Origin of the sequence: Sphingomonas sp. 179-A 2A2 NHS, from assembly GCF_045371305.1 — a bacterium.
Taxonomy (GTDB): domain Bacteria; phylum Pseudomonadota; class Alphaproteobacteria; order Sphingomonadales; family Sphingomonadaceae; genus Sphingomonas.
This window is the reverse complement of sequence record NZ_JBIQDE010000006.1, coordinates 141638-153599: the sequence shown is the minus strand read 5'-3', so window position 1 is coordinate 153599 and position 11962 is coordinate 141638. Positions and strand designations below refer to the sequence as shown.

The 11962-nt window shown below is 66.7% G+C and carries 13 protein-coding genes; 6 read left to right on the top strand and 7 right to left on the bottom strand.

Going from position 1 to position 11962, the window contains the following annotated elements; translation table 11 throughout:
• Nucleotides 1-5 precede the first annotated feature (5 nt).
• Complete coding sequence (locus ACH0AE_RS14490) at nt 6-389, top strand: VOC family protein (RefSeq protein ID WP_294444224.1); 384 nt, start codon at nt 6-8, stop codon at nt 387-389.
• A gap of 9 nt (nt 390-398) precedes the next feature.
• Here the strand turns inward: ACH0AE_RS14490 and ACH0AE_RS14485 are convergent, their stop codons facing one another.
• Nucleotides 399-1100 carry an arylesterase gene (locus ACH0AE_RS14485; protein ID WP_294444223.1) on the bottom strand — a complete coding sequence of 234 codons (702 nt, stop codon included), beginning with the start codon at nt 1098-1100 and terminating at the stop codon, nt 399-401.
• A 21-nt stretch (nt 1101-1121) separates the two neighbouring features.
• On the opposite strand from ACH0AE_RS14485, the gene ACH0AE_RS14480 reads away from it, so the two are divergent.
• Nucleotides 1122-1817, top strand: a complete 696-nt coding sequence (locus ACH0AE_RS14480) for an ABC transporter ATP-binding protein (protein ID WP_294444222.1) — start codon at nt 1122-1124, stop codon at nt 1815-1817.
• Nucleotides 1814-4333: an ABC transporter permease gene (locus ACH0AE_RS14475; protein WP_294444221.1), complete on the top strand. Its 2520-nt coding sequence runs from the start codon at nt 1814-1816 to the stop codon at nt 4331-4333. Before ACH0AE_RS14480 ends, ACH0AE_RS14475 begins: the two co-directional genes overlap by 4 nt.
• A gap of 77 nt (nt 4334-4410) precedes the next feature.
• On the opposite strand, the gene ACH0AE_RS14470 is transcribed toward ACH0AE_RS14475, so the two are convergent.
• The 3 genes from ACH0AE_RS14470 to murI all read right to left on the bottom strand — a co-directional run bounded on the left by ACH0AE_RS14470 (nt 4411) and on the right by murI (nt 7643).
• The gene (locus ACH0AE_RS14470) at nt 4411-5280 is read right to left on the bottom strand and encodes a 3-hydroxybutyryl-CoA dehydrogenase (RefSeq protein ID WP_294444220.1); all 870 of its coding nucleotides are present in this window, start codon (nt 5278-5280) and stop codon (nt 4411-4413) included.
• A 214-nt stretch (nt 5281-5494) separates the two neighbouring features.
• Nucleotides 5495-6739 (bottom strand): 5-aminolevulinate synthase, encoded by a 1245-nt coding sequence (gene hemA, locus ACH0AE_RS14465; RefSeq protein WP_294444237.1) that lies wholly within the window; start codon nt 6737-6739, stop codon nt 5495-5497.
• A 115-nt stretch (nt 6740-6854) separates the two neighbouring features.
• Nucleotides 6855-7643: a glutamate racemase gene (gene murI, locus ACH0AE_RS14460; RefSeq protein WP_294441927.1), complete on the bottom strand. Its 789-nt coding sequence runs from the start codon at nt 7641-7643 to the stop codon at nt 6855-6857.
• Nucleotides 7644-7759: 116 nt separating this feature from the next.
• On the opposite strand from murI, the gene plsY reads away from it, so the two are divergent.
• From plsY to ACH0AE_RS14445, 3 genes are all read left to right on the top strand, one after another.
• Nucleotides 7760-8344, top strand: coding sequence for a glycerol-3-phosphate 1-O-acyltransferase PlsY (plsY, locus tag ACH0AE_RS14455; protein WP_294441935.1), 585 nt, complete (start codon nt 7760-7762; stop codon nt 8342-8344).
• Nucleotides 8337-9431 carry a DNA-processing protein DprA gene (dprA, locus tag ACH0AE_RS14450; protein WP_294441926.1) on the top strand — a complete coding sequence of 365 codons (1095 nt, stop codon included), beginning with the start codon at nt 8337-8339 and terminating at the stop codon, nt 9429-9431. Before plsY ends, dprA begins: the two co-directional genes overlap by 8 nt.
• Before the next feature lie 167 nt (nt 9432-9598).
• On the top strand, nt 9599-9739 hold the full coding sequence (locus ACH0AE_RS14445) for a hypothetical protein (RefSeq protein ID WP_294441925.1): 141 nt from the start codon (nt 9599-9601) through the stop codon (nt 9737-9739).
• A gap of 186 nt (nt 9740-9925) precedes the next feature.
• On the opposite strand, the gene ACH0AE_RS14440 is transcribed toward ACH0AE_RS14445, so the two are convergent.
• From ACH0AE_RS14440 to ACH0AE_RS14430, 3 genes are all read right to left on the bottom strand, one after another.
• On the bottom strand, nt 9926-11260 hold the full coding sequence (locus ACH0AE_RS14440; protein WP_294441924.1) for an ammonium transporter: 1335 nt from the start codon (nt 11258-11260) through the stop codon (nt 9926-9928).
• A gap of 12 nt (nt 11261-11272) precedes the next feature.
• Nucleotides 11273-11611, bottom strand: a complete 339-nt coding sequence (locus ACH0AE_RS14435) for a P-II family nitrogen regulator (protein WP_066781918.1) — start codon at nt 11609-11611, stop codon at nt 11273-11275.
• Between the two features lie 131 nt (nt 11612-11742).
• On the bottom strand, nt 11743-11943 hold the full coding sequence (locus tag ACH0AE_RS14430; RefSeq protein WP_294441923.1) for a DUF2007 domain-containing protein: 201 nt from the start codon (nt 11941-11943) through the stop codon (nt 11743-11745).
• Nucleotides 11944-11962: the final 19 nt, after the last annotated feature.

Sequence of the window (11962 nt, the reverse complement as noted above, 5' to 3'; positions counted from 1 at the left end):
ACCGGATGCCGGTGATGGGAATGGGCGGGTTGTTCTTCCGCGCGCAGGATCCCGATGCGCTATCAGAATGGTACCGCCAGCATCTGGGCGTCGGTGCGGGCTGTGACGCGACCGGGGAAGGCGCGGCTGACGAATGGTATTGGCAGGTGCAGGGCGGCCCGATGGTGTTCGCGCCGTTCAAAGCGAGCACCGATTACTTCCCCGCCGACAAGGCCTTCATGATCAACCTTCGGGTGCGGGATCTGGCCGGGATGATCGCGCAGCTTGAGGCAAGCGCGATCGGCGTGGAGACGCGGCCGGAGTGGGATTCGGTGGAGACCGGCCGCTTCGCGCGGATCCACGATCCCGAAGGCAATGCGATCGAATTGTGGGAGCCGCCCGCCGCCTGAGCGGCTGCGTTATTCGAGTGCGGCGGAAACCATGGGTTCGACCTTGGCCACGACTGTCTTCACACCCTGCGGATTGGGGTGGATGCCGTCTCCCAGCAGCAACGACTGGTTGGTGATCACGCCATCGAGGAAGAAGGGATAAAGCGGCGCGCCATATTTCTTCGCCAGATCAGGATAGATGCCGTTGAAGCTCGCCGCATAGTCCGCGCCCATGTTGGGCGCCGCGACCATGCCGGTCAGCATCACGGGTATTCCGCGCTTCTTCAACTCCGCGAGGATCGCCTCGAGGTTCTCGCGCGTGCGCGAAGGCTCGAGGCCGCGCAGCATGTCGTTCGCGCCGAGGCCGACGATCACGAGGTCCGGTTTGCGCGACAGACCGTCGAGCACGAAGGCCAAGCGCCCACGCCCGCCTGCGCTGGTGTCGCCGGAGACGCCGGCGTTAACGACCTGCGCTGCAATGCCGCGGCCCTTCAATGCGCGTTCCAGCACCGGTGCAAAGCCTTCACCGGGCGCCAGATTGTAGCCGGCGTAGAGGCTGTCGCCGAATGCCACGACCAGCTTGGTCTCGCCCGTTTCCGCAGCCCGCGTGGCGGGCGCGCTTGCTGTCGCATTGGCGCTGTTAAGCGTGACGGACGCGTCGTCTGTGGGTTGGCTGCAACCCGCCCCTAGGTGGACAAGCGCGAGCGCTGCTACCACATGTTGCGTCGCCATCTTCAAGGAGCGTCCCCTCTCATGTCTTCACCGGACGCTTCTATCGCGGTCCGCGCGCGCGATGTCACGCTGATGCTGGGGAGCCGCTCGGCGCCAGTCTCCGTGCTGAAAGGCGTCGATCTCGACATTGTTGCGGGCGAGAGCCTCGCGATCCTGGGCGCATCGGGATCGGGCAAATCGTCGCTGATGGCGGTGCTTTCCGGGTTGGAGCGGGCGAGCGGCGGGAGCGTGAGCGTCGGCGGGGTGGATTTCGGCAGCCTCGACGAGGACGGGCTGGCGAAGGCCCGACGGGGGCGGATCGGCATCGTGCTGCAGGCTTTTCACCTGCTGCCGACGATGACGGCGCTGGAGAATGTCGCCGTTCCGCTGGAGCTGGACGGCGCCGACGACCCGTTTACCCGTGCTGCAGCCGAGCTGGAAGCGGTAGGCCTTGGCCACCGAATGGATCATTATCCGGCACAACTGTCCGGCGGTGAGCAGCAACGGGTGGCGATTGCACGCGCCGTAGCACCCCGTCCCGCGATCCTGTTCGCCGACGAGCCGACCGGCAATCTCGACGCAAGCACCGGCGCGTCGGTGATCAAGCTGTTGTTCGATCGCCAGCGCGCGGCCGGGGCGACGCTGCTGATCATCACGCACGACCCGGCGCTCGCCGAGCGATGCGAGCGGGTGATCGAGATGCGTGACGGGCGGATCATCGGGGAGCGGCGCGCTTGAACGCGCTACGCTGGGGCGCGGCATGGCGTATCGCGCGGCGCGATCTTCATGCCGGGTTCCGTGGGCTAAGGCTGCTGTTCGTCTGCCTGTTCCTGGGCGTGGCGACGTTGGCCGCCATCGGCAGCCTGACGGCGTCTATCACGCAGGAGCTGGCGGCGCGCGGCCGCACCTTGCTGGGTGGTGACATCGAGATCGCGATGATGCAGCGCGAGATCGGGCCGCGCATCGCTGAGCTGCGCCGGCTGGGCATCGTGAGCGAGACGATCCGGCTGCGGGCCATGGCGCGCGCGCTGGGCGGGCAGCGCGGCAATGCGCGCGAGGCGGTGCTGACCGAGTTGAAGGGCGTTGATCGCGCCTATCCCTTGTACGGCACGCTGACGCTGAAGCAGGGCCGTTATGCGCCGCTAGATCCCGACAAGGTGGTGATCGGAGAAGCGCTGGCGGATCGGCTCGCGATCGGGCCGGGCGCGCGCCTGCGTTATGGCGAGGCGGATTTCACGGTCTCCGGCATCATCGGCGACGAGCCCGATCGCGTGGGTGAAGGCTTCACGCTCGGGCCAGTCGCGATCGTTTCGATGGAAGGGTTGCGGCGCACCGGACTGATCCAGCCCGGCAGTCTCTACGACAGCAAGTATCGCGTACGGCTGCCCGCCGGGAGCGATGCGCCTGCGCTCCGGGAGCAACTGGAGAAAGCCAATGCGCCGCTTGGCTGGTCGTTGAAGGATCACACGCGTGCGGCGCCCGGCGCCAATCGCTTCTTCGAGCGGATGGGGCAGTTCCTGTCGCTGATCGGGCTTGCCGCGCTGGTAATTGCGGGGATCGGCGTCAGCAACGGCGTCTCCTCCTATATAGCGCAGAAGCGCAGTGCGATCGCGACGCTGAAGGTGCTTGGCGCCAGCGGTGGCGATATTGCGCGGATCTACCTGCTGCAGATCGCGGCGGTCGGCGCGCTGGCAATCACGCTCGGGTTGATCGTCGGTGCGCTGGTGCCGCCGGGGATCGTCGCGGCGCTGGGGGACGTGCTGCCGGTGCGCCCCGGCTTCGCGATCCATCCCCTGCCGCTGGCGACGAGCGCGATCTACGGCGTGCTGATCGCGCTGGCCTTCACGCTGCCGCCGCTGGCGCGTGCGCGGACCCAGCCAGCGGCAGCGATCTTCAGGGCGCTGGTCGATCCGCGGCTGACGATCGACCGGCGGACGGCCCTGTGGGTGGCAGGGGCGGCAGCCGCTCTGATCGCGGTGGCATTGGGCACGTCGCGCGAGCCGTTGTTCTCGGCGGCCGTGCTCGGCGCAGTCGCCGGGGTGCTTCTGCTGCTGCTCGCGCTCGGCTGGGGTGTCTCGCGGCTCGCGCGGCGCTTGCCGCGCCCGCGTCGCCCGCTGTTCCGCCTTGCGCTCGGCAATCTCCATCGCCCGGGGGCGCAGACGAGCGCGCTGGTGGTGGCGCTTGGGCTGGCGCTGACCCTGTTCGTAACGCTGGCGGGCATCCAGACCAGCCTTGCGGCTGAGATCGAGCGGACGGTGCCGAAGAAGGCGCCGAACCTGTTCGTCCTCGACGTGCCCTCTGCGGATGCGCAGCGCTTCCGCGCTTTGGTGGACGAAACCGCGCCTGGCGCCGCGCTGAATGTCGTGCCCGCATTGCGCGCAACGATCGTCGCCTATGGCAAGCAGCGGGTGGCCGATCTGAAGGAAGTGCCCGAAGGCGCGTGGTTCCTCGGCCGTGAGCGCGGGGCGACCTATAGCGACGTGCTGCCAGAGGGGAGCGATCTGGTCGCCGGCCAATGGTGGCCGAAGGATTATGCCGGCCCGCCGCTCGTCTCGCTGGATGCTGAGGCGGCGAAGGTGCTGAACATCGGTGTCGGAGACACGCTGACAGTGAGCGTGCTGGGGCGCGAGATCGAGGCGCGGATCGCTTCGCTGCGCAAGATCAACTGGGACACGATGGGCTTCAACTACATCATGGTGTTCTCCCCCAACACGCTGGCCGCGGCGCCGCACAGCGTGACGGCGACGATCACCATGGACAAGGCGAGCGAGGGGCCGGTCACGCGGGCGCTGCTTGGCGCCTTTCCGGGCGCATCGGTGATCGCGGTGAGTGAGGTGATCGGGCAGGTGAGCTCGATCCTCGACCAGATGGCGCAAGCGATCGTGGCTGCAGCCTCGATCGCGATCCTGGCGGGGATCGCGGTGCTGGTGGGCGCGATCGCCGCGTCGCGCCAGTCACGCGCTTATGACAGCGTGATCCTGAAGACGCTCGGGGCGACGCGCTGGCAGGTGCTCGGCACGCAGGCGCTGGAATATGGTCTGCTGGCCGCGATCCTTGCGCTGGTTTCGTTGCTGCTGGGGATGACGGCGGCGTGGTTCGTGATCGTGCAGGTGTTCGATTTCGGTTGGGCGCCCGATTGGACCCGGGTGCTGGCGACATTGAGCGGCGGGGCGTTGCTGACGCTGGGGATCGGGCTTGCCGGTTCGCTGCCGTTGATGGCGCTGCGGCCTGCGCGGGCGCTCAGGACATTGTGAGGGGCGCTGAAGGCTCGATTGGAGGGCAGGCTTCACCCGAACCCCTCTCCTGACGGAGAGGGGCTTTATCGTGGATGTCAGCGGGTCGGGAAGGGCGTGTCGCCGCTATAGTCGTAGAAGCCGCGCTTGGTTTTCTTCCCGTACCAACCGGCCTCGACGTATTTCACCAGCAGCGGGGCGGGGCGGAACTTGGGATCGCCCGTGGTCTCGAATAATACGCGGGTGATTTCGAGGCAGGTGTCGAGCCCGATGAAGTCGGCCAGCGTCAGCGGCCCCATCGGGTGGTTGAGGCCCAATTGGCAGGCAAGGTCGATGTCGCGGACCGTCGCGACGCCCTCGCCCAGTGCGAAGCAGGCCTCGTTCAGCATCGGCATCAGGATGCGATTGACGATGAAACCCGGCGCGTCATTGGCGTGGACCACCGCCTTGCCGAGGGCGGTGGCATAGGTCTCGACCGTCTTCACCGTCTCGTCGGCGGTAGCGAGGCCGCGGATCACCTCGATCAGGCCCATGACGGGCACCGGATTGAAGAAATGCACGCCGATGAAGCGCGCCGGATCGGGCGAGGCCTGCGCCAGCCGGGTGATCGGGATCGACGAGGTGTTGGAGGCGAGGATCGCCTGATGGCCGAGCACCGTGCCGGCCTGCGCGAAGATCGCGCGCTTCACCTCCTCGCGCTCGGTCGCCGCTTCGATGACGAGGCTGCAGGATGACATGCCCTGGACGCCCTCGATCGGTTCGATCCGCGCCAGCGCCTGATCACGTGCCTGCGGATCGATCTTGCCCTTCTCGACCGCTCGATCGAGCTGCCGGGCGATGCCGGCCTTGCCCGCTTCCGCGCGTGCCTTGTCGACGTCGGTCAAAAGCACGCGATAGCCGGCCTGGGCGGAAACCTGTGCGATCCCCGCACCCATCTGCCCTGCGCCGATGATGCCGACTGCCTGCATGATTGTCTTCCCTTGTTCGAACTCACGAGCGGAGCGCTCTAGCCGGTTCGAGTTCGGATTGTCGAAGCGGAATGGCGCTCGGCGCCTCCCCTTTCGTCATGCTGAACTCGTTTCAGCATCCATGGTTGGGCTTGACCCGCGGCGGCTGAGTGCGCGGCACGGTGGATGCTGGGAGTATGGGGGAGCGCCGCGCTCTCCGCACGCGGAAAAGCGCTTACGCGGCCTTGCGCAGCTCCAGGCGATCCCAGATCTCGACCAGGGCGTCGGTCAGTTCCTGCATCATCGCTTCGCTGTGCGCCGGGCCGGGCGTGAAGCGCAGCCGTTCAGTGCCGCGCGGCACGGTCGGGTAATTGATCGGCTGAACGTAGATGCCGTATTCGGCGAGCAGCACGTCGCTGATCTTCTTCGCCTTCACCGGATCGCCGACCATCACCGGCACGATGTGCGTGTCCCCCACCATCACCGGCAGCCCGGCCTCGGTCATCATCGCCTTCAGCCGGCGGGCAGCAGCCTGCTGGCCCTCGCGCTCGACCGAGGAGCTCTTGAGGTGGCGCACGCTTGCTAGCACGCCGGCGACCAACACGGGCGAGAGCGAGGTGGTGAAGATGAAGCCGGGGGCATAGCTGCGGATGACGTCGATGATCGTCTTGTCCGCGGCGATATAGCCGCCCATCACGCCGAAGGCCTTGCCCAGCGTGCCTTCGATGATGGTCAGCCGGTGCGCGACCTCGTCACGCTCCGAGATGCCGCCGCCGCGCGCGCCGTACATGCCGACCGCGTGAACCTCGTCGAGATAGGTCAGCGCATTGTACTTGTCGGCAAGGTCGCAGATCGCCGCGATCGGGGCGACGTCGCCCTCCATCGAATAGACGCTCTCAAACGCGATCAGCTTGGGCGTCGCAGGATCGTCCGCGGCGAGCAGTTCCTCGAGATGCGCCAGATCATTGTGGCGGAACACGCGCTTCTCGCAGCCCGCGTTGCGGATGCCAGCGATCATCGAGGCGTGATTCAGTTCGTCCGAATAGATGATGCATCCCGGCAGCACCTTGGCGAGCGTCGCCAGCGTCGCCTCGTTCGAGACATAGCCCGACGTGAACAGCAGTGCGCCTTCCTTGCCGTGCAGGTCGGCGAGTTCAGCCTCCAGGTCGACATGGTAATGCGTGTTGCCGCCGATGTTGCGCGTGCCGCCGGAGCCGGCGCCGACGTCGTGCAGCGCCTCTTCCATCGCCGCGATCACCTTGGGGTGCTGGCCCATCGCGAGATAATCGTTCGAGCACCAGACGGTGATCGGCTTCGGGCCATTGTGGCCGGCGAAGCAGCGCGCGCTGGGGTAATGACCCTTGTTGCGCAGGATATCGATGAAGACGCGGTAGCGGCCTTCGGCGTGGAGACGGTCGATCGCCTGCGAAAAGGCGCGGGTGTAATCGACCGGCTTGGCCGAAAGAGCGTCGATGGACATGGGGCGCGCTTACTCTTCCCGACCCGCGGTTTCCAGCGGATTCGGGCTTTTTGAGTGATCGGCCGGGGCGCTAACTCAGATCCGCGGCTGCGGTTCCCGCTGCGCGGGCGGGTGATCAGAGCCGTTCGAGCCGGTCGAAGCCATAGCTGGCGAGCGCGCGTTCGAGGCCGGGGGCGATGTCTCCGGTAAACACCGCGAGGTCCGGCTGGGAGCGTGCGAATGTCTGCCCGCGCGTCAGATAGGCGATGCGCCGCGCAATGCCGGGGCCGCCGTCCACGAAGGTGATCGGGCGGTCGACGGCCCGGGCAAGCTCGTCGGTGAGGAGCGGGAAGTGAGTGCAGGCGAGCACCATCGTATCGATCTCGTCGGCGCCCGGTGCCGCCAGCATCGGCGCGATCGCGGTACGAACCTCGCCCGGCGAAATGGCGTCACCGCGAAGCTTCGCCTCGGCAAGGGTGACGAGTTCCGCCGAGCCGTAACGAATGACGCGGCAATCGGCGGCGAAGCGACTCGCGAGATCGTCGACATAGGCCTGGCGGACGGTGGCGGCAGTGCCGAGCACGCCGATGGTGCGGCTGCGGCTTGCTTCCGCCGCGGGCTTGATCGCAGGCACGGTGCCGACAATCGGCAGGTCGAGCGCCGCCCGCACCGCCCCGAGCGCGATGGTGGAGGCGGTGTTGCACGCGATCACGATCAGCCGCGGATCATAACGCTCGGCGAGCCGGCCGAGGAGCGCGGGCACCCGGCCGGCGATTTCCATTTCGCTGCGGATGCCATAAGGAAAGCCGGCGCTGTCAGCGACATAGACGAACCGCGCATCGGGCACGGCCGAACGGGCCGGGGCGGCGATCGACAGGCCGCCGACGCCCGAATCGAAGAACAGGATGGGGCGCGGATCGGACATGAAGCGCGCATTAGCCGCCGCATCCGGTTTGATACAGGTCAGTAGAAACGTGATGATCGTTGAGCTATCGTCATGAGCATCGGGAGGGATCGTACCTGAACACCGAGATCGTCTGGATGCCGCCCGTTGCGGCCGTTCTGCTTGGCTATCTGCTCGGCTCCATCCCGTTCGGCGTGCTGTTAACCAGATTCGGCGGCGCGGGAGACCTGCGCCAGATCGGTTCCGGCAACATCGGCGCGACCAACGTGCTGCGGACCGGTCGGAAGGGGCTGGCGGCGGCGACGCTGCTGCTCGATCTGGCCAAGGGCTGGGCGGCGGTGGTGATCGCATCGGCCATATTGCCGGACAACGAGCAGCTGGCGGCGGCTGGCGCGTTCATCGGCCACTGCTATCCGATCTGGCTGCGCTTCCGCGGCGGAAAGGGCGTGGCGACCTTCATGGGCATCGTGCTGGCGCTGCATCCGCCGCTGGGCCTGGTGTTCGCCGTGGTGTGGATCGGGATGCTTGCGCTGCTGCGTATCTCCTCGGTCGCCGGGATGACGGCGGCGGCGAGCGCGCCCGTGGGCGCCGCGGTGCTGGGGCGGTTCGATCTCGTGCCGCTGCTGTTCGCGCTGGCGCTGCTCGTGATCTGGAACCATCGCGCCAATATCGGGCGGCTGATCGAAGGGGCTGAGCCGCGCATTGGCGCGAAGCGTGGCTGATGCGGATCGCGCCGAGGATGGCCTCGATCGGCTTCGGCTGATCCGAACGCCGGGCATTGGCCCGGTCACCTATCGACAATTGCTGCGCCGCTTCGGCGATGCACGCCGTGCCATCGCGGCGGTTCCGGATCTGGCGCGGCGCGGCGGCGGACGGATGATTGCACTGGCCGATCCGGCGGTGATCAGCCGGGAGGTCGAGACCGTCGCGCGGCTGGGTGCCCGCCACCTGTTTCTTGACGATGCGGCATATCCGAGGTTGCTGGCCGAGCTCGATGACGCCCCGGCAGTGTTGACGGTGAGGGGCACCCTGCCGCCGGCCGAGCGCCCGCCGGTCGCAATCGTCGGCGCGCGAAATGCCTCGGCCGCGGCGTGCCGCTTTGCGCGCGGCATCGCCTATGACCTGGCGGCGGAAGGCGTGACGGTCGTCTCGGGCCTCGCGCGCGGGATCGATACGGCCGCGCATGTCGGTGCCGGCAGCGCGACCGTGGCGGTGATCGCAGGCGGCATCGACGTCATCTATCCGCCCGAGAACGCCGAGCTGCAGCGGCGGATTGGCGAGGAGGCGCTGCTCGTGGCGGAGATGGCGCCGGGGACGGAACCGCGCGCGCGGCACTTCCCGTATCGCAACCGGATCATCGCCGGATGGGCGCAGGGAACGCTGGTGGTGGAGGCGGCGCCCAAGTCCGGCTCGCTGATCACGGCGCGGCTGGCGAACGAGGCGGGGCGCGAGGTGATGGCGGTGCCCGGCAGCCCGCTCGATCCGCGCGCGCAAGGATGCAATCTGCTGATCCGGGAGGGCGCCACCCTGATCCAGAAGGCGGCAGACGTGATCGAACAGATCCGCCCGTTGGATGCGCGGCTGGTGCGATCGCCGCCCACTTTCTTCGAGGCTGAGCCGGCGGCCGATGCGGACGACAGCGCCCGGCGCCTGGTCACCAACCTCTTAGGCCCGGTGGCGGTCTCGATCGACGAGGTCATCCGCCAATCCGGCGTGTCGGCACCGATCGCGCAGATGGTGCTTCTGGAACTGGAGCTAGGCGGTCGGCTGGAACGCCACGCCGGCGGCCGCGTCAGCCTGCAGGGTTAACCATGATCTCGGCTGCAACGCGTTAGGCGCTCAACAGATTTTGTGTCATGGCTCCCCGGGGAGAGTGACGGCAGGAGCGCGCAATCGCTGATCAGCCGTCATTGTCGGGGAACCTCGATGAGTGCGATGAGCTCTTTCACCGCACCCCGATAGGACGGAAGCTCGTTTTGGATACGACACGCGAACTCATTGCCTATGGTTTGATCGGGCTGACGATCGTCACCCTGGTTCCCTGGATCGGCGTCACGCTGGTCCGGCGGAAGCGCCGCAAGCTGCGGCTGCAGGGCATCAAACGCTACGGCCATTAAGCGCCGCGCCGTTATGGCGGCGCTTTCCTGATCCTCATCGGACGGATTGATCGTCGCCGCGCGCGCTGATTCTGCGCGCGTGTGCACTCGCCGACAAAAAAAGGCCCGGTACGAGTACCGGGCCCAAGTGGCGTCCGCAGGAGGAACATCGTTTGGGGAACCGGCCGCAGCTGGCCCCCAATCTCGTCAATAATTGTAGGCGCGCTCGCCATGCTCGCCGAGGTCGAGGCCTTCGCGCTCCACCTCTTCGCTGACGCGCAGCCCGGTCACTGCCTTGGCAACGGTAAAGGCGATCCCCGAGCCAACACCTGCCCAGGCAACCGAGATTGCGACCGCGACCACCTGGGTCACCAGCTGCGGGCCGAGGGCATAGTCAGCAGCGCCCGGGCCGCCGAGGCCCGGCAGCATGGTGAAGGCGGTGCCGATCGACCCGACGATGCCGCCGATGCCGTGGATGCCGAAAGCGTCAAGAGAATCGTCGAGGTTGAGCTTGGGCTTCACCGCGACGACGAAATAGGCGCAGATGATCGCGGCGATCGCGCCGAGCAGGATCGCGCCGAACGGGCCGGAATTGCCGGCCGCCGGTGTCACCGCCACCAGGCCCGCGATGGCACCAGAGCAGGCGCCGAGCAGCGAGGCCTTGTGGCCCAGCATCCGCTCGGTCAGCATCCAGAACAGGACGCCAGCAGCAGTCGCGACGAAGGTGTTGATCATGGCAAGAGCGGCCGAGCCATTGGCTTCCAGCGCGGAGCCCGCATTAAAGCCGAACCAGCCCACCCAGAGGAGGCCCGTGCCGATCAGCGTCATGACCAGCGAGTGCGGGGCCATGATGTCCTTCTTGTACCCGAGGCGCGGCCCGATGATGATCGCGCCCACCAGAGCCGAGATGCCGGCGTTGATGTGGACGACCGTGCCACCGGCGAAATCGAGCGCGGCCGGCTCCCAGTTGAAGAGCAGGCCGTTGCCCGCCCACACCATATGGGCGATCGGGAAATAGACGATCGTCAGCCACACGAGGGCGAAGACCATGAGGCCGGAGAACTTCATGCGTTCGACAAGACCGCCGATGACCAGGCTGACGGTGATCGCCGCGAACGTCATCTGGAACGCGATAAAGACATATTCGGGAATGACGACGCCATCGGTGAAGGTGGCGGCAGTCGAATCCGGCGTGACGCCGGCGAGGAACAGCTTGTTGAACCCGGCGATAAAGGCGTTGCCGCCGTCACCAAAGGCCATGGTGTAGCCGTAGATCACCCAGATGATCATGGCGAAGCTGGCTACCGCGATGACCTGAGTGAGCACCGACAGCATGTTCTTGGTGCGAACGAGGCCGCCGTAGAACAGCGCGAGACCCGGCACGATCATCGTCATGACGAGGACGGTCGCCACCATCATCCAGGCAGTGTCGCCCTTGTTCGGAACGGGCGCGGCGGCGGGCGCCTGAGCCCAGGCGGGCAGCGCGGCCAACGCCGCGGCGCCGAGGCCCAGGGCGCCGGCAATCTTCAATGCTTGCTTCATGCTCATCCCCCCTCAGAGCGCCGTGTCGTCGGTTTCACCGGTGCGGATGCGCACCGCCTGACCGACATCGAGGACGAAGATCTTGCCGTCGCCGATCGCGCCGGTATTCGCCGATGACTGGATCGCCTCCACGACCCGGTCCGCCAGGTTGGCGGCGCAAACGACCTCGATCTTGATCTTGGGCACCATGTTGGTGCTGTATTCGGCCCCGCGGTAGATTTCGGTCTGGCCCTTCTGCCGGCCGAACCCCTTGACCTCGGTGACCGTCATCCCCGCCACCCCGATCGTGGTGAGCGCTTCCCTCACCTCGTCGAGCTTGAACGGCTTGATGATGGCTATGACCAGTTTCATCGCGCCCCCTTTCCCGTTACCCGGGGGCACCCCTCGCAACCGTCGTGCCAAGTGCAACCAGACGGTAACAGAGCCGAAACGTTGATGAAGGCGCGTTAGTTTTTGTGCAGATGCGGTGTTCTGCTCAAGAATCAGGCAGCATTGATCACCGTCTGCGCACGAGCGACATCGTCTTCGTCGACCATCACCCGCACGGGAATGAGCAGCCAGCTGCCATCGGCAATCGACGCGCCGCCATCGAAGGCAAGTGCGGCTATGCCTTCGCTTTCCAGGCGGCCAACGATGATATTGGCAAGGTTACGATCGTAGCGGCCGACTTCGACGAGGCTCATGGTTGTTGAACGAATTGCT

Bases quoted from the DNA above. Each gene is read 5' to 3' on its own strand.
- ACH0AE_RS14490 (WP_294444224.1), top strand. From the start codon at position 6: ATGCCGGTGATGGGAATGGGCGGGTTGTTCTTCCGCGCGCAGGATCCC.
- ACH0AE_RS14485 (WP_294444223.1), bottom strand. From the start codon at position 1,100: ATGGCGACGCAACATGTGGTAGCAGCGCTCGCGCTTGTCCACCTAGGG.
- ACH0AE_RS14480 (WP_294444222.1), top strand. From the start codon at position 1,122: ATGTCTTCACCGGACGCTTCTATCGCGGTCCGCGCGCGCGATGTCACG.
- ACH0AE_RS14470 (WP_294444220.1), bottom strand. From the start codon at position 5,280: ATGCAGGCAGTCGGCATCATCGGCGCAGGGCAGATGGGTGCGGGGATC.
- hemA (WP_294444237.1), bottom strand. From the start codon at position 6,739: ATGTCCATCGACGCTCTTTCGGCCAAGCCGGTCGATTACACCCGCGCC.
- murI (WP_294441927.1), bottom strand. From the start codon at position 7,643: ATGTCCGATCCGCGCCCCATCCTGTTCTTCGATTCGGGCGTCGGCGGC.
- plsY (WP_294441935.1), top strand. From the start codon at position 7,760: ATGCCGCCCGTTGCGGCCGTTCTGCTTGGCTATCTGCTCGGCTCCATC.
- ACH0AE_RS14440 (WP_294441924.1), bottom strand. From the start codon at position 11,260: ATGAAGCAAGCATTGAAGATTGCCGGCGCCCTGGGCCTCGGCGCCGCG.
- ACH0AE_RS14435 (WP_066781918.1), bottom strand. From the start codon at position 11,611: ATGAAACTGGTCATAGCCATCATCAAGCCGTTCAAGCTCGACGAGGTG.
- ACH0AE_RS14430 (WP_294441923.1), bottom strand. From the start codon at position 11,943: ATGAGCCTCGTCGAAGTCGGCCGCTACGATCGTAACCTTGCCAATATC.